Source organism: Pseudomonas sp. COR18, from assembly GCF_048568395.1.
GTDB classification, from domain to species: domain Bacteria; phylum Pseudomonadota; class Gammaproteobacteria; order Pseudomonadales; family Pseudomonadaceae; genus Aquipseudomonas; species Aquipseudomonas fuscovaginae_B.
Map to the genome: position 1 here is coordinate 4,023,571 of NZ_CP183808.1, position 19,680 is coordinate 4,043,250.

18 protein-coding genes are annotated in these 19,680 nt (G+C 65.6%); 13 read left to right on the forward strand and 5 right to left on the reverse strand.

Features of this window, described 5'->3' with window-relative positions:
• Positions 1 to 32: 32 nt before the first annotated feature.
• A complete protein-coding gene (locus ACM62G_RS18565; RefSeq protein WP_054057547.1) occupies positions 33 to 470 on the reverse strand; it encodes a GNAT family N-acetyltransferase in 438 nt (145 codons plus the stop codon).
• Positions 471 to 643: 173 nt separating this feature from the next.
• On the opposite strand from ACM62G_RS18565, the gene ACM62G_RS18570 reads away from it, so the two are divergent.
• The 9 genes from ACM62G_RS18570 (at position 644) to ACM62G_RS18610 (ending at position 11,433) form a co-directional block, all read left to right on the forward strand.
• The gene (locus ACM62G_RS18570; protein WP_419735310.1) at positions 644 to 1,585 is read left to right on the forward strand and encodes a fatty acid desaturase; all 942 of its coding nucleotides are present in this window, start codon (positions 644 to 646) and stop codon (positions 1,583 to 1,585) included.
• A 9-nt stretch (positions 1,586 to 1,594) separates the two neighbouring features.
• Positions 1,595 to 2,416, forward strand: coding sequence for a phosphate/phosphite/phosphonate ABC transporter substrate-binding protein (locus tag ACM62G_RS18575; RefSeq protein WP_419735311.1), 822 nt, complete (start codon positions 1,595 to 1,597; stop codon positions 2,414 to 2,416).
• 148 nt (positions 2,417 to 2,564) lie between these two features.
• A complete protein-coding gene (locus ACM62G_RS18580) occupies positions 2,565 to 3,074 on the forward strand; it encodes a sigma-70 family RNA polymerase sigma factor (RefSeq protein ID WP_273820310.1) in 510 nt (169 codons plus the stop codon).
• Position 3,075: 1 nt separating this feature from the next.
• A complete protein-coding gene (locus tag ACM62G_RS18585) occupies positions 3,076 to 4,035 on the forward strand; it encodes a FecR domain-containing protein (protein ID WP_419735312.1) in 960 nt (319 codons plus the stop codon).
• A gap of 103 nt (positions 4,036 to 4,138) precedes the next feature.
• Complete coding sequence (locus tag ACM62G_RS18590) at positions 4,139 to 6,817, forward strand: TonB-dependent receptor plug domain-containing protein (RefSeq protein WP_419735313.1); 2,679 nt, start codon at positions 4,139 to 4,141, stop codon at positions 6,815 to 6,817.
• 148 nt (positions 6,818 to 6,965) lie between these two features.
• Complete coding sequence (locus tag ACM62G_RS18595; protein WP_054057543.1) at positions 6,966 to 7,979, forward strand: ABC transporter substrate-binding protein; 1,014 nt, start codon at positions 6,966 to 6,968, stop codon at positions 7,977 to 7,979.
• The gene (locus ACM62G_RS18600) at positions 7,979 to 8,908 is read left to right on the forward strand and encodes an aliphatic sulfonate ABC transporter substrate-binding protein (protein ID WP_273820313.1); all 930 of its coding nucleotides are present in this window, start codon (positions 7,979 to 7,981) and stop codon (positions 8,906 to 8,908) included. The genes ACM62G_RS18595 and ACM62G_RS18600 overlap by 1 nt, the downstream gene beginning before the upstream one ends.
• A gap of 24 nt (positions 8,909 to 8,932) precedes the next feature.
• Positions 8,933 to 9,937 (forward strand): ornithine cyclodeaminase family protein, encoded by a 1,005-nt coding sequence (locus ACM62G_RS18605; RefSeq protein WP_273820315.1) that lies wholly within the window; start codon positions 8,933 to 8,935, stop codon positions 9,935 to 9,937.
• Positions 9,934 to 11,433 (forward strand): aromatic amino acid lyase, encoded by a 1,500-nt coding sequence (locus tag ACM62G_RS18610; RefSeq protein WP_419735314.1) that lies wholly within the window; start codon positions 9,934 to 9,936, stop codon positions 11,431 to 11,433. Before ACM62G_RS18605 ends, ACM62G_RS18610 begins: the two co-directional genes overlap by 4 nt.
• A 73-nt stretch (positions 11,434 to 11,506) precedes the next feature.
• Here the strand turns inward: ACM62G_RS18610 and gstA are convergent, their stop codons facing one another.
• Positions 11,507 to 12,112 carry a glutathione transferase GstA gene (gene gstA, locus ACM62G_RS18615; RefSeq protein WP_273820319.1) on the reverse strand — a complete coding sequence of 202 codons (606 nt, stop codon included), beginning with the start codon at positions 12,110 to 12,112 and terminating at the stop codon, positions 11,507 to 11,509.
• A gap of 105 nt (positions 12,113 to 12,217) precedes the next feature.
• Here gstA and ACM62G_RS18620 point away from each other — a divergent pair, with 105 nt between their 5' ends.
• Positions 12,218 to 13,084, forward strand: coding sequence for a LysR family transcriptional regulator (locus tag ACM62G_RS18620; protein ID WP_419735315.1), 867 nt, complete (start codon positions 12,218 to 12,220; stop codon positions 13,082 to 13,084).
• A gap of 157 nt (positions 13,085 to 13,241) precedes the next feature.
• Here the strand turns inward: ACM62G_RS18620 and ACM62G_RS18625 are convergent, their stop codons facing one another.
• Positions 13,242 to 13,793, reverse strand: coding sequence for a hypothetical protein (locus ACM62G_RS18625; RefSeq protein WP_273820322.1), 552 nt, complete (start codon positions 13,791 to 13,793; stop codon positions 13,242 to 13,244).
• Between the two features lie 240 nt (positions 13,794 to 14,033).
• Between ACM62G_RS18625 and ACM62G_RS18630 the strand changes: the two genes are divergently transcribed.
• On the forward strand, positions 14,034 to 15,479 hold the full coding sequence (locus tag ACM62G_RS18630; protein WP_273820324.1) for an NAD-dependent succinate-semialdehyde dehydrogenase: 1,446 nt from the start codon (positions 14,034 to 14,036) through the stop codon (positions 15,477 to 15,479).
• Here ACM62G_RS18630 and ACM62G_RS18635 read toward each other — a convergent pair.
• Positions 15,474 to 16,271: an NAD-dependent epimerase/dehydratase family protein gene (locus ACM62G_RS18635; RefSeq protein ID WP_054061603.1), complete on the reverse strand. Its 798-nt coding sequence runs from the start codon at positions 16,269 to 16,271 to the stop codon at positions 15,474 to 15,476. The genes ACM62G_RS18630 and ACM62G_RS18635 overlap by 6 nt on opposite strands.
• A gap of 119 nt (positions 16,272 to 16,390) precedes the next feature.
• Positions 16,391 to 17,422: a LacI family DNA-binding transcriptional regulator gene (locus ACM62G_RS18640; protein ID WP_054056520.1), complete on the reverse strand. Its 1,032-nt coding sequence runs from the start codon at positions 17,420 to 17,422 to the stop codon at positions 16,391 to 16,393.
• A 227-nt stretch (positions 17,423 to 17,649) separates the two neighbouring features.
• On the opposite strand from ACM62G_RS18640, the gene ACM62G_RS18645 reads away from it, so the two are divergent.
• Together ACM62G_RS18645 and ACM62G_RS18650 are read left to right on the forward strand one after the other, a co-directional pair.
• The gene (locus tag ACM62G_RS18645; protein WP_419735316.1) at positions 17,650 to 18,180 is read left to right on the forward strand and encodes a gluconokinase; all 531 of its coding nucleotides are present in this window, start codon (positions 17,650 to 17,652) and stop codon (positions 18,178 to 18,180) included.
• Between the two features lie 97 nt (positions 18,181 to 18,277).
• Positions 18,278 to 19,630 carry a GntP family permease gene (locus tag ACM62G_RS18650; RefSeq protein WP_054056518.1) on the forward strand — a complete coding sequence of 451 codons (1,353 nt, stop codon included), beginning with the start codon at positions 18,278 to 18,280 and terminating at the stop codon, positions 19,628 to 19,630.
• The last annotated feature ends 50 nt before the right edge of the window (positions 19,631 to 19,680 follow it).

Below are 19,680 nucleotides of genomic sequence, written 5' to 3' on the forward strand. Positions count from 1 at the left end.
ACCGAGGCTATCACGGGGTTACCGGCGGCTGATCACACATTTTCCGCAGTCGAGCTAACCGATGGTTCTATACCCAGGGCAATCAGCGGCTTGCTGCGCGAGTAGCGGGCCAGTCGGTCGGCGAGGGCCTGGGGCAGTTGGCGGGTGGGGCTGAAACCGAGTTTCCCGTAGAAGTCGCGCAGGTCCGGATGGCAGAACAGCCAGGTGCGGCCGGTGAGTGTGGCCAGGGCATGGGCGACCAGTTGCCCGGCGATGCCCTGGCCGCGCCGTTGTGGGTCGACGAACAGGCCGGTCAGCCAGAAACCGTCGGCGACTGCGGTTAGCGAAAGCCCGGCGATGATTCCACCGTCGCGGGCCACCCACAGTTGCCCTTCGCCGTTGGCGCGCATGGAGGAACCATGGGCCCGGTAGAACTTGTCGAGCAGGGGGCGCAGCGAGGGGGATAGTAGGGCGTAGTCGAGGTTTGGCATGGGGCTTGTCGGTTGAGGCGGAAAGCCGATTATAGGGGCAGGGGCGGACATGTCCCGGTCACTTCGGGTTCTAAGCTGATAACCAATCGATCTGCAAGATTTTGCCGGCTCGTCGCACACCAGCAGATGAAGCCGAAGTGTGTCCTTCGGCCTGTCCCATGCGAAGCCGATCGATGCCCAACTACCTCGACCCCGTTCACCGCGAAGAAATTCTCTCCCTGTCGCGCTCCTTCACCGGCCGTAGCGAATGGCCGACCTGGTTGTTGCTGGCGCTTGTCTACGGCGGCTGGTTCGCCGTCGTACTCGGCAGTGCCCGGTTGGGCCTGTGGCCGAGCACTGCCTTGCTGATTGTCCTGGTTACGCTCTGGCTGTCGCTGCAGCATGAATTGCTGCACGGCCATCCGACCCGTCTGGACTGGTTGAACAAGCTGCTGGGCTACGCGCCGTTTGCCGTCTGGTATCCCTACACCCTCTACCGCGACAGCCACCTGCTCCACCATCGCGATGAAGACCTGACCCTGCCGGGTATCGACCCGGAGAGCCGTTACCTGCGCCAGCAGGACTGGCAACGCTGCTCGCTGTTCGAGCGGAGCCTGTTCCGGCTGAACAAGACGGTCCTTGGTCGGCTGCTGATCGGCGCCCCGCTGGCCCTGTTCGGCCTGCTGCGCGAAGAGGGCCGGCGCTTGTGCCGGGGCGAGCGCAAGGCCTGGCTGATGTGGTCGGCCCATGGCCTGCTGACGCTGCTGATGCTGGCCTTCGTCGTCCGCTACAGCATCATTGCGGTCTGGCAATACCTGCTGCTGATCAGCATCCCGGCATTGTCGCTGGCGATGGTGCGTTCCTACTATGAACATCGGCCCCATGCCGCTCCCGAGCAGCGCACGGTGATCAACGAGGCCGGCTGGCCCTGGAGCTGGCTGTTCCTGCACAACAACCTGCACCTGCTGCACCATGATCTGCCCGGGCTGCCCTGGTATTTCCTGCCGCGGGTCTACCGGGCCCGGCGCGAACAGTGGCTGGCGCGCAGCGGTGGCTTTCTGGTGAAAGGCTATGGCGAACTGCTGCGCCAGCATGGGCTGAAAGCCATCGACAGCCCGCAACATCCGTTCGCCTGAGGAGGCCCCATGACCGCTGGTTACGCCGAACTGCTGATGTACGTGGCTCCGGAGGCCGTGCAACAGGCCAACGAACAATGGCTCGGGCGCATTCTCGACAAGCTCGGGGCGAGTCGCCGCCCGGCTGGCGGTTTGGACCTCATGGCGCTGTGGCTGGCACCGGACCTGCTGCTGACCCAGACCTGCGGTTACCCGCTGATGACCCGGCTACGCGGCCAGGTGAGTGTCGTCGGTCGCCCGCATTACCGGTTGCCGGATGCGGCCGACGGTCAGCATTGCAGCCTCCTGCTGGCTCGTGCGGACAATCCGCGCTCGGCGTTGGCGGAGTTTTTCGGCAGCCGTGGGGTGATCAATGACGATGGCTCCAACAGCGGCATGAACCTGTTGCGCCATAGCCTGGCGGCGTTGCACAGGGATGGGCGCTTCTTCGCCAGTGTCGGGCGCAGCGGCGCCCACCGCGAAAGCCTGCGCTGGCTGCGGGAAGACCTGGCTGACCTGGCCGCGGTGGACAGCGTGACCTTCGCCTATCTGGCCCGCTTCGCCCCGCAGGAGGTCGCCGGCTTGCGGGTGGTGGCGCGCAGTGCGTTGAGTCCCTGCCTGCCGTATATCGGCGTGGCGGGGTTGGCAGAGGGGGAGGTGGCGCGGATTCGCGAAGCGATGAACCAGGCGTTGCGGGAACTGCCCGAGGTTGGCGAGGTGCTGGGGTTGCGCGAAGTGTTGCCGGCCTGCGAGTCGGACTACCAGGTGTTGCTCGACTATCGCGATGAGGCTGAGCGTTCGGGGTTTCGCCTGGACCTTCCCGAGCAGGGCGGTGTGAGCGTTCGCGGATGAACCGGAGCGCTTGCTTCCATCAGGGGGCGTTTGTTATTTTTGTTATATAAAAATATTTTTTAAGTATTATTAAAGAATAAGCAGGGTTGGTAGCATCCCGCCACCGGACCACCGGACATATAGCGCAACTCTTTTTCCAGGAGCCACTATGTCCGGCGCCGACACACCTCACAGCGACTACGTGGGCGGATTGTTCCGCAGCCATTACGACTGGCTCTGCGGCCGCCTGCGCCGTCATCTCGACTCCAGCGCCAGTGCCGAAGACATCGCCGCCGACACCTTCGTCCAACTGCTGGTGGCCGCCAATGGCCTGCCGATTCGCCAGCCCCGCGCCCTTTTGACCACCATCGCGCAGCGGCTGATGTACCAGCTCTGGCGCCGCCGCGATCTGGAGCGGGCCTATCTCGATGCCTTGCAACAGGACGCCGAAGTACCGGTGCCATCGCCCGAGGACCTGGCGCAGATGCTCGAGGCGCTGGAGCGCATCGACCGTCTGCTCGGCGGGTTGCCGGACAAGGTCAAGGCGACCTTCCTGCTCTCTCAGGTCAATGGCCTGACCTATCCCGAGATCGCCGCCGAACTGGGTATTTCCCAGCGCTCGGTCAGCGATTACATGGCTCGCGCGCTCAACCGCTGCCTGCGGGCGAGGCTCGATTGAGATGAGCCAGGAACAGGAATCCGACCCGTTGATCGACGAGGCCGTGCGCTGGATCGTCCAGTTGCGCTCCGGCCATGCCAGCGAGGCCGACCGGCGCGCCTATCAGCAATGGCGCAGCCAGGACCCGCGCCACGAACAACTCTGCACGCAGTTGGAAACCCGTCTGGGGGTATTCCAGATCCCCATCGACCAGGGCATCCGAGGAGAACTGCTGCAACGGGCACTGACGGTCCCAACCGGTCGGCGCCGGCTGCTGCAGGGCGCATTGCTGGGCGTCGGGGCGTTGGTGGGTACCGGCCTGCTGCTGGGAGGGAGCGCAGCGTCGCTGGCCGAACTGACCGCCGACCTGCGCACCGGCACCGCCGAACGGCGCAGCCTCGAACTACCCGACGGCAGCGAACTGCAGCTCAACGCCCGCAGTGCCGCGGATATCGATTTCGACCGCCAGCAGCGGCGCATCCGCCTGCTCGATGGCGAGCTGCTGGCCAGGGTCGCCACCGATGCCGGGCGACCCTTTGTCATCCAGGCGCCGCAAGCGCGGGTGCAGGCCTACGGCAATCGCTTGCTGCTCCGTGAGCGCGACGGCCTGGGGCATGTCGTCGCCCTGGGTGGAACCGTGGACATCTTCGGTCCGGCCGGTGAGCGCCTGCAATTGCCGGGTGGTCACGAGGTGTCCTATGACCGCTACCGCTTCGGTTCGGTACGCCCCAGCCCCAAGGGTGCCACGGCCTGGGTCGACGGTCTGCTGGAAGTGCGCGATGCCCCTCTCGGCGAGGTGATCGACGCCCTGCGGCCCTGGCGGGCCGGGGTGCTGCGTCTCGATCCGGCGATTGCGCCGCTGCGGGTCAGCGGCCTGTTCCGGCTGGACCGGCCGGAACAGACCCTCGACACCCTGGCCCGCACGCTGCCGATCCGCGTCGCCCGCCATACCGATCTGTGGGTGACCTTGGGCCCGGCCTAGCGGCCTGGTTCTAAGGCCATAACCAAAGGGTCTGCAAGTTTTTCTCCGGTCACTGCACATCACTCCCGTAAGCGCTGCCGAGGGAGCAGCGTGGTTCGATTCCATGGGGGGAGTCATCTTGCGTTCGTTCAACACCACGACATCGTTGCGTCATCCGTTTCGCAGCCTGGCCCTGGGCCCGCTCGCCAGCCTATTGCTGGCCGCCGGGGCCCAGGCGGCCGAGGACAGCCGGCAGGTCTATCACATCGCGCCGGGTCCGCTGGACGAGGTGTTGCTGAACATCAGCCGGCAAAGCGGCCAGGTGATTTCCTTCACGCCGCAGTTGAGCAACTACTCCTCGGCCCGGGTCGACGGTTCTCTGTCGGCCCGGCAGGCGGTCAGCGCAGCGTTGCTGGGGACCGGCCTGCAACTGCAGGTCAGCCCGGACGGTGCGTTCATCATCCAGGAAGGTGGCAAGCCGGCCCAGACCGGTGCTGCGTCCAACGACAAGAGCCATGAGCGCGAGGCGGCTGCACCGACCCTCGACCGGGTGATCGCCCTCGGTACCCGCCGCAGCGATGCCACGGCGCTGACCAGTGCCGCGCCGGTGGACGTGATCAGCAGCACGGAACTCAAACAGACCGGCGCCACCAGTCTCAACCAGGCGCTGTTCCAGTTGCTGCCCTCGTTCAACTACCCGCAGAACCAGAGCGCGACCCGTGGGCAGAATCCCAAGGGCGCCTCGCTGCGCGGCCTGGCGCCGGACCAGACGCTGGTGCTGATCAACGGCAAGCGCCGGCATGCCTCGGCGGTGGTGAACATTTCCGGTGGCGTGCCGTTCATTGGCGCCCAGCCGGTGGACCTCGACATGATCCCGCTCAGCGCCATCGACCATATCGAAGTGCTGCGTGACGGCGCCTCGGCGCAATATGGTTCCGACGCGGTGGCCGGGGTGATCAACATCGTGCTCAAGGAGCGCGACAGCGGCGGCCAGCTCAATACCCAGGTCGGCAAGTACGCCCAGGGTGACGGCCTGAGCAAGACCGCCGACGGCTGGTACGGCCTCGGCCTGCCGGGAGACGGTTTCCTGACCCTGAGCTTCAACAGCCTGAACAACCGACCCGACGATATCGGCGACAAGTATGTGGCCGATGGTCGCGAGCAGGACCCGCGCTGGGGCGGTGCCGGACGCAACAAGTACAACCTGGTGGCGAATGCCGAGATCGGCCTGGACGACCAATGGCGGCTTTACAGCTTCGCCACCTTCGGCCAGGACACCTCGGTCAACAACACGCCACCGCTGCTGGCGGGCAACCCGAACAACGTCGCGGCGATCTACCCCAACGGCACTATCCCGAAGTATCGCTACCGCTACGAGGATGGTGCGCTGACCGTCGGCAGCCGCTACGAGGACGCCAGCCTCGGCCGCTTCGACCTCAGTGCCACCTATGGCCGCGACACCCATGACGAACTCGCTTTCAACACCGTCAACCCGAGTTTCGGCGCCAACAGCCCGACCAAGTTCGAGGTGGCGACGCTGATCAACGAGCAGACCAACCTGGGCCTCGATTACGCCAAGGATCTGGATGTCGACTGGTCGAGTCATCCGCTGACCCTGTCTGCCGGCATCGCCTATCGCAACGAGCGCTATCGGCTGGAGGCGGGCGATGCCTCTTCCTACTCGTTTGGCGGAATCAACGGCGTGCAGGTCGGCGCGGTGCAGGCTTCGGGGCTGACCCCGGACGATGCCGGAACCTACAGTCGCGATGTCGGCGGGGTGTACTTCGGCCTGGAGAACCAGCTCACCGACCAATTGCAGTTCGGCCTGGCCGGGCGCACCGAGCACTACTCGGACTTCGGTTCGGCCACCACCGGCAAGGTCTCGGCGCGTTACGACTTCACCCCGCAGGTCGGTCTGCGGGCGACCCTCAACAATGCCTATCGCGCCCCGACCCTGGGCCAGATCGGTACCTCCTGGACCACCACGACCAACGTCGACAGCAATGGCAACCCGGTGCTGACGCGCATGCTGCCGGCCGACAATCCGGCCGCCCGCGCCCTCGGTGCCCAGCCGCTGAAACCGGAGAAGTCCACCAACTTCTCCCTGGGACTGGTGCTGCGGCCAAGCGAGCAGGCCTCGCTGACCATCGATGCCTACCAGATCAGCATCCGTGATCGGCTGCTCTACAGCGGCGGCATTTCCGGACCGCGGGCCGAGCAGATTCTCCAGGCCGCCGGCTACGGCCAGTACACCTGGGCGCAGTTCATGACCAATGCCGCCGACACCCGTACCCGTGGCGTCGATATCGTCGGCAAGTACAACCTCGACCTGCAGCGCTACGGCGCTCTGAGCCTGAGCGCCGGCTATACCAGGGCCCGGACCATCATCGAGCGGGTCAACGAGAACCCCTACGGTTTCGACGTGTTGACCCGCGAGGCCCGTGGCTTCCTCGAACATGGCTATCCGCAGGATAAGCTGGTACTCGGCGCGACCCACCGTTACGGCCCGTGGACCATCGCCCTGAACGAGACCCGTTATGGCGAATACCGCAAATACGCGGCCTCCGCCGCCAACGCCCGATACGACCAGACCTTCTCCGCGCAATGGACCACCGACCTGGACGTGAATTACGCGTTCACCCGGCAACTGCGGGTGTCGGTCGGTGCCAACAACCTGTTCGGCAGTACGCCGGATGACTTCAACAGGCAACTGCGCCAGACGCCGGGCCAGCAGTACAGCTACCTGTCGCCGGCGGCGCCGGAGGGAACCTTCTACTACACGCGCCTGAGTTATGACTTCTGAAGTGTGCTCTGTGGGAGCGGGCCTGCCCGCGAAGCTGTTGTTGGCCAGAAGGGCCCGTTCGCGGGCAGAGCCGCTCCCACACCGAACATTCCACCCGGCTGTTTTGCTTGAACCCACCACATGAAAACCAGACCACCACGAGGTGACCATGACATCTATCAAGACCCTGCTCGGCAGCTCGCTGCTGGCTCTGAGCCTGCTGGCCCAACAGGCCCCCGCCGCCGACCAGCCGCCCCCCATCCATTTCGGTGACATCACCTGGGAAAGCGGCAGCCTGATCACCGAGGTGCTGCGGCTGATCGTCGAGAAAGGCTACGGCTATCCGACCGACACCCTGCCCGGCAGTACCGTGAGCCTTGAGGCCGCCCTGGCGAAGAACGATATCCAGGTGATCGGTGAGGAATGGGCCGGTCGCAGCCCGGCCTGGGTCAAGGCCGAAAGCGAAGGCAAGGTGTTCGGCCTCGGCGATACCGTCAAGGGGGCCACCGAAGGCTGGTGGGTACCGGAATACGTGATCAAGGGTGACCCGGCGCGGGGTATCAGGCCGCTGGCGCCGGATCTCAGGTCGGTGGCCGACCTGCCACGCTACAAGGACGTGTTCGCCGACCCGGAAGACCCGTCCCGCGGCCGTTTCCTCAACAGCCCCACCGGCTGGACTTCGGAAATCGTCAACAGCCAGAAGATCAAGGCCTACGGCCTGAGCGACAGCTTCGTCAACTTCCGCACCGGTTCCGGCGCGGCGCTGGACGCCGAGGTCAGCTCCGCGGTCAAGCGCGGCAAGCCGGTGCTGTTCTACTACTGGTCGCCCACCCCGCTGCTGGGGCGCTTCAATCTGGTCAAGCTGGAGGAGCCACCCTTCGATGCCGAGGCCTGGAAGACCCTGGCCGATGCCAGCAACCCGCATCCACGTGGCACCCGCTCTCTGCCGGCGCATTTGGCGATTGGTGTTTCCGCCGCTTTCAAACAGCAGTACCCGGAGTTGGTCGAGGTGTTCGAGAAGGTCGACCTGCCCATCGACCTGCTCAACCGCACCCTGGCGCAGATGAGCGAGAAGCGCCTGGCGCCGCGGGCGGTAGCGACCACCTTCCTGCGTGAACAGCCGCAGGTCTGGAGCCAGTGGGTACCCGCTGCCGTTGCCGAACGCGTCAAGGGGGCCCTGTGATGCTCAAGCGAATCTGGCTGGCCTTGTCCCTGGTCCTGCTGAGCCAACTGGCCCAGGCTGCCGAGCCCGCTACCCTGCGGATCGGTTACCAGAAGAGTTCGGTGAGCATGGTCCTGGCCCGCGAGCACAAGCTGCTGGAAAAGGCCCTGCCCGGCACCCAGGTGCAATGGGTCGAATTCCCGGGCGGTCCGCAACTGATCGAAGCGCTCAACGGCGGTAGCCTGGATGTAGGCAACATTGGCGATATCCCGCCGATCTTCGCCCAGGTCGCCGGTATCGATTTCGTCTACATCGGCATCGAACCCACCGATGGCCAGACCGAGGCGATCATCGTGCCCAAGGCCAGCGACGTGCAGGACGTGGCGGGTCTCAAGGGCAAGCGTGTCGCGCTGCTCAAGGGCTCCAGCGCGCACAACCTGTTTCTCAAGAGCCTGGGCAAGGCCGGCCTCAAGCTCAGCGACGTGAGCCTGGTCTACCTGTCGCCGGCCGATGCCCGGGCGGCCTTCGAACAGGGCAAGCTGGATGCCTGGGTGATCTGGGACCCATACTACTCCGCGGCCCTGCTCGATGGCAGCGCGCGCCTGCTCAGCGACGGCCAGGGGCTCAACTCCGGCGGTTCGCTGTACATCGCCAGTGGCGCGTTCGCCCGCCATTACCCGCAAAGCATCGCGCCCATCCTCAAGGCCATCGGCCAGGGCCAGCAGGTGTCCTTCGACCAGCCTGATGCGAGCATCGACCTGATGACCCAGGCCCTCGGCCTGCAACGGCCGGTGGTCCAGCGTTACTTCGAGCATCGCTCGCGGGTACCGCTGCGCGCCATCGACCAGGCCACCGTCGATAACCAGCAGCGTACCGCCGACCTGTTTTTCGCCAATCACCTGGTGCCCAAGTCGATCAAGGTGCAGCAGAACGTGTTCAAGGCCGAATGAGCCCAGCAGAGGAAAACACCTTCCATGCAACCTGTTTACATCGACTTTCTCAACGGTCCGGACATCGACGCCCTGGACCTGGGCAATGACGAAATTCTCGACGCCATCGAAGCCAGCCTGGCGATCCAGGGCCGCGGCGAAGCGGTGATCGAACCGCGTACCCACCTGATTCCCGGTGGCGCGATCAAGGGGCACTTCAATATCCTGCGTGGTGTGCTGGGTGGCGATATCGGCTATGCCGGGGTCAAGGTGGTCGGCGATTTCGTCGACAACTATCGTCAGGGCCTGCCGTCGGAACTGGCGATCCTCAACCTGATGGACCCGGCCACCGGGGTGCCGAAGGCGATTCTCGATGCCTCGGCGATCACCGACATGCGCACCGGCGCGGTGACGGCCATCGGTGCCAAGTACCTGGCCCGTCCCGACAGCAAGGTGCTCGGGCACATCGGCGCACGGGGCACCGCCTACTGGAACGTGCGACTGCTCGATCACCTGTTCGACTTCGACGAGATCCGTGTGCATTCGCGTCGCGAGGAAAGCCGCGAGGCTTTCGCCGAACGCCTGCGTCGCGATCTTGGCAAGCCGGTGACGGTCACCCACGACTGGGAAAGCACGGTGCGCGGAGCCGATATCGTGGTCGAGGCCTCGCGCCTGGACCAGCCGCAACCGCTGTTGCGCACCGAGTGGATCAAGCCCGGCGCCTTCGTCGTGCCCTACGGCACCATGAGCGCGGTGGAGCTGTCGCTGACCGATATCATGGACAAGCTGGTGGTCGACGACTGGGGCCAGTGCAAAGGCGGTCTGTTCGGTGCGCTGCGAGCCCATGTCGAGGCGGGCAAGCTCAGTGAGCAGACCCTGCATGCGGAGTTGGGGCAGATCGTCGCCGGCTTGAAGAACGGTCGGCAGAACCCCGGGGAACGTATTCTGTTCTGGCATCGCGGGCTGAGCCTGAGCGATATCGCCCTGGGCCATGCGCTGTTGCGCAAGGCGGCCAGGCTGGGGATCGGCCAGCGGTTGCGTTTCGCATGACAGCCATCGAACTGGGTGAGCGACCGTTGTCTGTGCAGGACCTGCTACGGGTTGCCCGGGGTACCGCCGCACTGCGCCTGGGCGAGCCGGCGCGCCAGCGGATCGACCAGTCCCACCGCTTGTTGCTGGCCCGGGCCGAGGCGGGTGCGGCGATCTATGGCGTCACCACCGGCCTTGGCGCGGCGGTGGATCTGCGCCTGCCGACGGATGACCCGCGGCGGCAGCCACGCATTGCCTTGGGGCGTGCGGTCGGGGTCGGACGCCTGGCCAGTCGCGAGGAGGTTCGGGCTATCGCCGCGGCTCGCCTGGCCGGGTTGGCCGAGGGGCGTTCGGGCATTTCCCTGGCGACGGCAGAGGCACTGCTGGCGTTGCTCGACGCCGATATCTGCCCGGAGATTCCGTTGACCGGTTCGCTCGGCGAAAGCGACCTGGCACCGCTGGCGCACCTGAGTCTCGGGCTACTCGGCGAAGGCTGGGTGCAGTGGCGCGGGCAGCGCGTGCCGGCGGCGCAGGCACTGGCCGAATGCGGCCTGGCGGTGCCGGCGTTGTCCGGCAAGGATGGCCTGGCGCTGGTCTCGGCCAATGCGGCGAGCCTCGGACTCGGCAGCTTGCTGCTGGACGAGGCGGACCGGGCGCTGGACTCGTTGCTGGCGGCACTGGCGTTGTCCTGTGAGGGCTACCGGGCCAATCTCGGCCCGTTCCGGCCGCGGGCCGCGCAACTGCATCCGGTCAGTGGGCACGCCGCACAGGCGGCGTTGTTGCTGGCGCTGTTCGAAGGTGGTGAGCTGACGCAGCCACAGGCCGCGCGACGCTTGCAGGACCCACTGAGTTTTCGCTGTGCCGCGCAGGTTCATGGCGCTGCCCGGCAGGCCTGGCAACAGTTGCGCGACACACTGGCGACGGAGCTGGCGAGCGGTGCCGACAATCCGGCGTTGGTGGTCGAGGATGGACAGGTACTGGCCAATGGCAATTTCGACAGTACCCATCTGGCACTGGCAAGTGAGGGTCTGGGCCTGGCTTTCAGTCGCCTGGCGGCGTGCTCGGCGGAGCGCCTGGCGAAGTTGTTGTCGCCGGCCTCCAGCGAGCTGCCGCGCTTTCTGATCGAGACGCCGGGGCATGTCGGGCTGGCGGCGTTGCAGCGGACTTCGGCGGCGCTGCTGGCGCAGATCGGGCACCTGGCCAATCCGTTGCCGGCCGTGTGTATCGAGGTGGCGGATCGGGTGGAGGATTATGCCGGGCAGGCGTTGGCGGTGATCGACAAGACCCGCGAACTGGTGCGCCTGGTGCAAACCCAGGCGGCCATCGAACTGATCGCCGCCGCCCAGGCGGTGGACCTGCGTGGCGATGTGCGCCTGGGGCAGGGGACCGGCGGGATCCATCGGGCGGTGCGCAGCCAGGTGGCCCGGCTGGAGACGGACCGGCCGGGCGCCTGGGATGTGCAGGCATTGCTGGCGTTGATCGAGAGCCGGGGGTGGCCGGAGCTGCGCAGGTCGTGAGTCTTGTGTCGGTCGAATCGGCGCTATCGCCCGCAAGCGGAGCGCCGCCCGGCCCTCTCCCGCAAGGGGAATATCACGGCACCGACTCGACCTCCAGCGCCAGCTTGACGTTAGGCCGTTCGCCAATCCGTGTCATGAAGCGCACCAGGGCCGGCCAGGGCGCCAGGTCGATGGCGAAGAAACGGTTCCAGCGCATCACCGTGAACAGATAGGCATCCGCCACGCTGAAATCGCCTTCGAGCAGATAGTCCTGCTTCGCCAGGGTGTTTTCCAGCAAGTCGAAGCGCTGGAACAGCCGTGTGCGGAAGATCGCCTTGACCTCCTCGGGGATCGTCACGTTGAACAACGGCCCCATGGTCCCGTGGATCTCGCTGCCGAGAAAGTTCAGCCACTCCTGCAGGCGCACCCGTTGCCAACTGCCATGGGGTGGCGCCAGCCCGGCCTCGGGCCTGAGGTCGGCGAGAAACTGCAGGATGGCCGCCCCCTCGGTCAGCACCTCGCCGTTGTCCAGTTGCAGCGCCGCCACATAGCCCTTGGGGTTGATGCGGCGGAAATCGTCACCGTGCTCGGTGAGCTTGCTGCGGTTGTCGACCCGCACCCGTTCGAACGGCAAGCCGAGTTCGCGGAGCACGATATGAGGGGCCAGGGAGCAGGTTTCAGGAGCGTAGTACAACTTCATGGGCGATGGACTCCAGGGGGAAACACAGTGGCGACAGTCTCGTCTGCGTCTGCAGTCCGGGTAAAATCAATCCTTCAGAAACGTGCCATAAGGACAGCTACTGGAATGATGAATCTGGTGCACTGGCGTCTGCTGGTGGCGGTGCTCGACAGCGGCACCATCAGCCGCGCCGCCGAGCAGGTCGGCATGACCCAGTCGGCGGCCAGCCAGGCCCTGGCGGGGATGGAGGAAACGCTCGGCGTACAACTGTTCGTGCGTGAGGCGCGCCAGGCGGTGCCGACGGCGATCGGGTTGCAGGTGCTGGAGCAGGCGCGGCTGATGCTGGGGGCCCTGCAGAACATTCGCCAGCGGGTCGACAGTGCCCGCGGATTGACCGGAGGCACCATCCGCCTGGCGAGTTTTCCCATGGTCCTGAGCAGCTTGCTGCCACCCTTGCTGCAGCGTTTCCGCCAGCGCCATCCGGGCATTGAGGTGGTCGCGCTGGAGGTCAGCGACCATGAGGTCGAGGCCATGCTCGCTGCTGATCTGGTGGATGTCGGCGTGGTCCTCAACCCGGAGCCGGGGCGCGTGGCCCATGAGCTGGGGCGCGATCGCTGGGTCGCGGTGGTGCCCCTGGGGCACCGCCTGGCGGCCCGTGGCCCCGAGGGCCGGGTCAGCCTCGCGGAACTGGTGGCCGAACCCTTTGTGCTGGCGACCGGGGGTTGCACGGTCAACGCCCGCAGCCTCGCGGCCGAGGCCGGCCTGCCGCTCGCGGATGTACGGGTCGAAGTGCGGGAGTGGAGCAGCGCCTTCGCGCTGGTGCGCGAGGGGCTTGGCGTGAGCCTGGTGCCGGAACTGACGCTACCGAAGGAGCGCCGGGGGCTGCGGGTGCTGCCGCTGGAAGTACCGGTAGAGCGCCGGTTCGCCCTGGTGGCGTGCCCGACGACAAGCCAGGGCGCGGCCGTGACGGCGTTGTTCGAGATGCTGGAATGACTCCGCCGGGTTCATCAATCAGCTGCCCTGGCGGGTGAGCGAAAGCGGGCGTACGCTCCATCTGCGCCAGGCACCGCCACTGCAGGAACCGGACTGGTCCGCGAAGCTGTTGGCGGCCTCGGGGCCCTTCGCGGACAAGCCGGCCACCGCGGTCCGATCAGCTATTGCTGGTGAGGAACGCGCTGGCCACCTGCTTCTCGACCGGGTTGGGGCTGTTCTTCTCGGTCTGGGCGTTGAACTGTTCCTTGATGCGCTCGGCGATCTTGTTGTTGATCGCCTGCTGCTGCTCGGGCGGCAACTGCTTGAAGCTTTCCTCGGTCAGCCCCTGGTCCTTGAGCATCTGCTCGCGCAGGCGTTCGGCCGGCGATTTGCTCATGTAGTCCTTGAATTCCTTCATCGCGTCGCTGTCGGTACTGGTGGCAGACGGCGCGGTGCGGGTGGTCGGCGGCGTGGCGCTGAGGGTCGCGGCGGCGGCCACGTCCGGGATCTTGGCCTGCAGGTGCACGCGGGTCTTGGCGAACGCGGCATTGACGTTGTCGGCGACCTTTTCGGCGGCGTTCTGGCTGGTCGGGTTCGAGCTGAGGCCGGCGGCGGCCTGTGCGGTTGGCACGTAGCCGCTGGCCAGCATGTTGTTGGCGGCGGTGGTGGGGTCCAGATCCGAACGGTTGGTGGGTTGGATCACCGGATTGTTACGGGCATTGACCAACATGGGATAAATACCTGAGTGTTAAAAGACCCCAGGCACCGAGCAATTTGTATGCCGGCTGGTACAAAGCCCGGTTTTCCACGCCTTGGGCGATACACGCCTGCAGGCGCTGGCCGGAAAGCGGAGAAACCTTGCCGCCGGGTTTGCCGCTCTGGCATGTTGAACATTCACTTGCAGCCCTGGGCGATAGCGCGTTCAGTAGCCTGCATCCGACGCCGTGAACGATTATTTGGGAGATAACCGATGACCGAAGCGAACTATGTGAACACGCAGTTGCTGATCGATGGCCAGTGGTGCGATGCGCAAGACGGCAAGACGCTCGACGTGCTGAACCCGGCCACCGGCCTGGTGATCGGCCAGGTCGCCCGTGCCGACATCGCCGATCTGGATCGGGCCCTGGCGGCGCTGCAGCGCGGTTTCGACGTATGGCGCTGGGTGCCGGCCAACGAGCGGGCGGTGATCATGCGCAAGGCGGCGCAACTGGTTCGCGAGCGTGCCGAAGGCATCGCGCAACTGCTGACCCAGGAGCAGGGCAAGCCGCTTTCGGAGTCGCGGATCGAGGTCAACTCCGCTGCGGATATCATCGAGTGGTTCGCCGACGAGGGCCGACGTGTGTACGGTCGTGTCGTGCCCTCGCGTAACGTCGCGGTGCAGCAGACCGTGGTACGCGAACCGGTCGGCCCGGTCGCGGCCTTCACCCCGTGGAATTTCCCGGTCAACCAGGTGGTGCGCAAGCTCTGTGCCGCGCTGGCCACCGGCTGCTCCTTCCTGGTCAAGGCCCCCGAGGAGACGCCGGCGTCGCCGGCGGCCCTGCTGCGCGCGTTCGTCGATGCCGGCGTGCCGCCTGGCGTGGTCGGGCTGGTGTTCGGCGACCCGGCACAGATTTCCTCCTACCTGATCGCCCACCCGGTGGTGCGCAAGGTCACCTTCACCGGCTCGACGCCGGTGGGCAAGCACCTGGCGGCGCTGGCCGGGCAGCACATGAAGCGGGCGACGATGGAACTGGGCGGGCATGCCCCGGTGATCATCGCCGAGGATGCCGACGTGGAAGCGGCGGTCAAGGCCATGGCCGGTGCCAAGTTCCGCAACGCCGGGCAGGTGTGCATTTCGCCGACGCGGTTCCTGGTGCATAACAGCATCCGCGAGGAGTTCACCCGGGAGATGGTCCGTTATGCCCAGTCGCTCAAGGTCGGCAACGGCCTGGAGGCCGACACCACCCTCGGTGCGCTGGCCAACGGCCGTCGCCTGAGTGCCATGACCCAGGTGGTCGAGAGTGCGCTGGCCAGCGGTGCGCGCCTGGAGACCGGTGGCGAGCGGATCGGCAACAGCGGTAACTTCTTCGCGCCGACCATCCTGTCCGGTGTGCCGCTGGAGGCGGACGTGTTCAACAATGAACCGTTCGGCCCGGTGGCCGCGGTGCGGGGCTTCGACTCGCTCGACGAGGCCATCGCCGAAGCGAACCGGCTGCCCTACGGTCTGGCCGCCTACGCCTTCACCCGTTCGTTCGCCAATGTGCACCGGCTGACCCAGCGGGTCGAGGCCGGCATGCTGTGGATCAACCAGGCGATGACTCCCTGGGCGGAGATGCCGTTCGGCGGGGTGAAGGATTCGGGCTACGGCTCCGAAGGTGGACCCGAGGCGCTGGAACCCTACCTGGTGGCGAAGTCGGTCTACGTCAACTCGCTATGAATGGATGGCCATCCAGCTGGGTGGCCGCTCTCCACTGCCAGGGTTTCTCATCACCGGCTTCGGGTTGTTTGGGTGGGAACCCCGGGAACTGCCATCCAGCGGCTGGTAGCCCAGCACCCGACGGGTTTCGGCCAGGTCGAGGCGTTTGCCGTGATTGTCGGATATCCCGTGGGCAACCAGGTGCTGCACTCCTTGCACTTCGATGGCCCGTTGCAGCAATTGCACGGCGTCGCGCGGGCTGAGCCAAGTGCCCAGCTCGCGGGTATGCTGCCAGTCGTGATCGTCGGGGAGCCCGAAGACACCGAGGCGCAGGACGATGGTCGATAGGCCGTGCTGGCTGGCATACAGCGCGCATAGCGCTTCGCCATAGCATTTGCTGGCGCCGTACAGGCTCGCCGGCATTACCGGCATGTCCGGGGTGATCGGTCGATCCGGCGCATGGCCTTCGACGACCTGGGTGTTGCTGGCGAACACCAGCCGCTGGCAGCCGGCCTTCGCCGTGGCCTCCAGCAGGTAGGTGGTGGCGAGGATGTTGTTGGGCAGCAGCTCTTCGAAGGAGGCGTCCAGATGGGGGGAGCAGGCCAGGTGCACGACCACGTCGATGCCTTCGAGCAGCGACGGCAACGAGTCCTTTTCATCGAGGTCCAGCCGCACGAACCGGTGCTCTGCGATGGGGAAGTCCGGCAGGTGGCGATCGACGAGCAGGAACTCGTAACGGTCTTTGCTGGCGAGAAAAAACGTCTTGCCGATACGGCCGCAGGCGCCGGTGAGCAGGACTCTGGGCAGGTTCATGCGGGCTTCCTCGTCGGCGCTCCGGCCGGAATATGACCCATTGATGAACACTCACGTTAGCCCATCGCCCGTAACTTGCATGCCGCTCATCGGCTTTGTGCGAATGGGCCACCGAGATCCTAGCTGCTTTCGCGCACCATCAGTTCGAAGCCCATGTCCACCACCGGCTGGGGCACCGCATTGCCGGCCATCAGATGCAGCAACTGCTCCGCCGCCCGTTGGCCGATGGCTTCGCGTGGGGTGCGGATGCTGCTCAGGCGCGGGACCATGAAGGCCGACACCGGCAGGTCGTTGAAGCCCAGCACCGCCACCTGTTCCGGCACCTTGATGCCGCAGCGCATGGCTTCGAGCAGGGCGCCCTGGGCCAGGTCGTCGTTGCCGAAGAAGATCGCGTCGACCTGTGGATGGCTGTTCATCATTTGCAGGAACAGCTCGCCGCCCAGGCCCACCGAGGATGGGCGTGGGGTCAGCAGTTCCAGGTCCGGGTCATAGAGCCCGGCCCGTTGCAGGGCCTGGCGGAAGCCTTCGCCGCGCAGCAGGGTACGCTGGTCCAGCTGGGCGCCGATGTAGGCCAGGTGCCGGCGGCCCCGGGAGATCAGGTGCTCGGCGGCGGTGGCACCGGCGCTCTGTTGCGAGAAGCCGACGCAGTTCACGCCGGCGCCGGGATCGAGGTCCATCATGTAGACACATGGCACATTGCTGGCCTCGACCATCCGTCGGGCGCTTTCCGAGCGGTCGAAGCCGGTCAGCAGCAGCCCGCGGGGCTGATAGGCCAGATAGTTGCGCAGCAGGTTCTCTTCTTCGTCACGGGAATAGTGGCAGTTGCCGATCAGCACTTCGAAACCGCGCGGACGCAGTACCTTGTGTATCGCTTCGAGGGTGTCGATGAACAGCAGGTTGGACAGCGACGGCACCAGCACCACCACCGAATGGCTTTGTGCCGAGGCCAGGGCCCGGGCCGCCGGGTTGACCACGTAATTCAGCTCGTCAGCCGCCCGTTGGACCTTTTCCACCAGTTCCGTGGCCACTGTGCTGATACCGCGCAGCGCGCGGGACGCGGTGATCGGACTGACGCCGGCCAGGCGTGCGACTTCGTTGAGGGTGGGGCGTCCCGTGGTGCGGGCATTCTTGTCGTTCTTGGTGGAGGTCATCGGACGGCTTGCCAAACAAAATTCGAGGCACTAAGGTAGCGCTGTCTCGATGGGCCTGCAATTGGCTGGGCGTGGTTGGCCTGAACCCGCTCGGTAACACCTGCAAGCTGTAGCGCGGCAATCGATAAAAACGACAAGAAGACGTCGGCAACGAATGTTTTGTGCTTTGCTTTTGCAGTATCAAGAGCTCTGGCAAAGACAGCGCTGTCTTCGTGCTGAGGTGTTAGATGAGTCAACCCATCACTGCCCTGGTTATCATGGGTGTTTCCGGTTGTGGCAAGTCCAGCGTGGGTGAGGCTATCTGCCGGCTCGGCGCTGCCACCCTGATCGAAGGCGACAGCTTTCACCCTGCGGCGAACATCGCCAAGATGAGCGCCGGTATCCCCCTTACCGATGAAGACCGTGCCGGTTGGCTCGATACGCTGAGCGACGAGCTGCGTCGTGCCGTGGCGGCCGGCCAGCAGCCGGTGCTGACCTGTTCGGCGCTGAAGCTGCGCTACCGCGACCGCCTGCGTAGCGCCGTGCCGGGCCTGGGCTTCGTGTTTCTCGAACTGACTCCGACGGTCGCCGCCGAGCGGGTCAATCATCGCCCTGGCCATTTCATGCCCGGCACCCTGATCGACAGCCAGTTCGCCGCCCTCGAATCGCCGGTGGGCGAACCCTTGACCCTGGCGCTCGATGCGACGCGGGAGGTCGAGCAACTGGCCCAGTCGGCCAATCGCTGGTGGCGGGACAACGGCCTGGAACGGATTGCCTGATGCCGGGAGCGAAAATCCCGGCCGGAAAAGATAGCGCTGTCCCCAGGGCTGTCGAACATTCACGAACACCATAAGAACAACAACCAGGAGACACCTCATGTTTGGACTGTCCCACGAGACCTACCTGCTGCTCGATGCAGTGGTCACGATTATCGGGCTGATCGTGCTGATCACCCGCTTCAAGATACATCCCTTCATTGCCCTGATCATCGCCTCGGCCTTCCTCGGGCTGACCTCGGGCATGCCGGTGGACAAGATCATCAAGGCCTTCCAGGACGGCTTCGGCGGGGTGCTGGGCTTCGTCGGCATCATCCTCGCGCTGGGGACCATGCTCGGCAAGATGATGTCGGATTCGGGCGGTGCCGATCAGATCGCCCAGACCCTCATTCGCGCCTTCGGCAAGGAGCGGGTGCAATGGGCGATGATGTTCGCGGCGTTCCTGGTGGGCATTCCGCTGTTCTTCGAGATCGGCTTCGTGCTGCTGATTCCGCTGGTGTTCATCGTTGCCCGACGCACCGGTGTGTCGCTGATCAAGATCGGTATCCCGTTGCTGGCCGGCCTGTCCGCGGTACATGGCCTGGTGCCACCGCACCCGGGGCCGCTGCTGGCGATCGGGGTGTTCAACGCCGACATCGGCAAGACCATTCTCTACGGGCTGATCGTCGCCCTGCCGACCGCCATCGTTGCCGGTCCGATCTTCGGCACCTTCATTGCCCGGCACATTCCCGGCAATCCATCGCAGGAACTGGTGGACCAACTGGCCCGCGAGCCGGTGTCCAGCACCTTGCCCAGCTTCAGCGTGACCCTGTTGACCGTGCTGTTGCCGGTGTTCCTGATGCTGCTCAAGACCTTCGCCGACATTGTCCTGCCGGACGGACATTTCTTCCGCCTCTGGATGGACATGATCGGCCACCCGATCAGCGCCTTGCTGCTGGCCCTGCTGCTGGCGCTGTATACCTTCGGCAAACGCCAGGGCATGGATTCCAAACGGATCCTCAAGCTGCTGGATGCGAGCCTGGCGCCGACCGCGGCGATCATCCTGATCATCGGTGCCGGTGGTGGCTTCAAGCAGATGCTGGTGACCAGCGGCGTGGGCGATGTGATCGGCCATATCGCGGTGAATGCACAGATCTCGCCGATCCTGCTGGCCTGGCTGGTGGCGGCGGTGATCCGTGTGGCAACGGGCTCGGCCACGGTGGCGACGATCACCGGTGCCGGGATCGTGATGCCGGTGGTCGACCTGATTCCCGGCGTGAACCGTGAGCTGCTGGTGCTGGCGACGGGAGCGGGCTCGCTGATCCTGTCTCACGTCAACGATGCGGGGTTCTGGCTGGTCAAGCAGTACTTCAACATGACCGTGACCGAGACCTTCAAGACCTGGACGGCGATGGAAACCATCCTGTCGGTGGTGGGGCTGGTGTTCATCCTGCTGCTGTCGCTGGTGGTCTGATCTCGCTCCCACCTCTGCGTGGGAATGCCGCCAGTGACGCCACCGGGGCG

What these genes read in the sequence shown, in the direction of transcription:
- ACM62G_RS18565 (WP_054057547.1), bottom strand. Translation starts at nt 470, where the DNA reads ATGCCAAACCTCGACTACGCCCTACTATCCCCCTCGCTGCGCCCCCTG.
- ACM62G_RS18570 (WP_419735310.1), top strand. Translation starts at nt 644, where the DNA reads ATGCCCAACTACCTCGACCCCGTTCACCGCGAAGAAATTCTCTCCCTG.
- ACM62G_RS18575 (WP_419735311.1), top strand. Translation starts at nt 1,595, where the DNA reads ATGACCGCTGGTTACGCCGAACTGCTGATGTACGTGGCTCCGGAGGCC.
- ACM62G_RS18580 (WP_273820310.1), top strand. Translation starts at nt 2,565, where the DNA reads ATGTCCGGCGCCGACACACCTCACAGCGACTACGTGGGCGGATTGTTC.
- ACM62G_RS18585 (WP_419735312.1), top strand. Translation starts at nt 3,076, where the DNA reads ATGAGCCAGGAACAGGAATCCGACCCGTTGATCGACGAGGCCGTGCGC.
- ACM62G_RS18590 (WP_419735313.1), top strand. Translation starts at nt 4,139, where the DNA reads ATGGGGGGAGTCATCTTGCGTTCGTTCAACACCACGACATCGTTGCGT.
- ACM62G_RS18595 (WP_054057543.1), top strand. Translation starts at nt 6,966, where the DNA reads ATGACATCTATCAAGACCCTGCTCGGCAGCTCGCTGCTGGCTCTGAGC.
- ACM62G_RS18600 (WP_273820313.1), top strand. Translation starts at nt 7,979, where the DNA reads ATGCTCAAGCGAATCTGGCTGGCCTTGTCCCTGGTCCTGCTGAGCCAA.
- ACM62G_RS18605 (WP_273820315.1), top strand. Translation starts at nt 8,933, where the DNA reads ATGCAACCTGTTTACATCGACTTTCTCAACGGTCCGGACATCGACGCC.
- ACM62G_RS18610 (WP_419735314.1), top strand. Translation starts at nt 9,934, where the DNA reads ATGACAGCCATCGAACTGGGTGAGCGACCGTTGTCTGTGCAGGACCTG.
- gstA (WP_273820319.1), bottom strand. Translation starts at nt 12,112, where the DNA reads ATGAAGTTGTACTACGCTCCTGAAACCTGCTCCCTGGCCCCTCATATC.
- ACM62G_RS18620 (WP_419735315.1), top strand. Translation starts at nt 12,218, where the DNA reads ATGATGAATCTGGTGCACTGGCGTCTGCTGGTGGCGGTGCTCGACAGC.
- ACM62G_RS18625 (WP_273820322.1), bottom strand. Translation starts at nt 13,793, where the DNA reads ATGTTGGTCAATGCCCGTAACAATCCGGTGATCCAACCCACCAACCGT.
- ACM62G_RS18630 (WP_273820324.1), top strand. Translation starts at nt 14,034, where the DNA reads ATGACCGAAGCGAACTATGTGAACACGCAGTTGCTGATCGATGGCCAG.
- ACM62G_RS18635 (WP_054061603.1), bottom strand. Translation starts at nt 16,271, where the DNA reads ATGAACCTGCCCAGAGTCCTGCTCACCGGCGCCTGCGGCCGTATCGGC.
- ACM62G_RS18640 (WP_054056520.1), bottom strand. Translation starts at nt 17,422, where the DNA reads ATGACCTCCACCAAGAACGACAAGAATGCCCGCACCACGGGACGCCCC.
- ACM62G_RS18645 (WP_419735316.1), top strand. Translation starts at nt 17,650, where the DNA reads ATGAGTCAACCCATCACTGCCCTGGTTATCATGGGTGTTTCCGGTTGT.
- ACM62G_RS18650 (WP_054056518.1), top strand. Translation starts at nt 18,278, where the DNA reads ATGTTTGGACTGTCCCACGAGACCTACCTGCTGCTCGATGCAGTGGTC.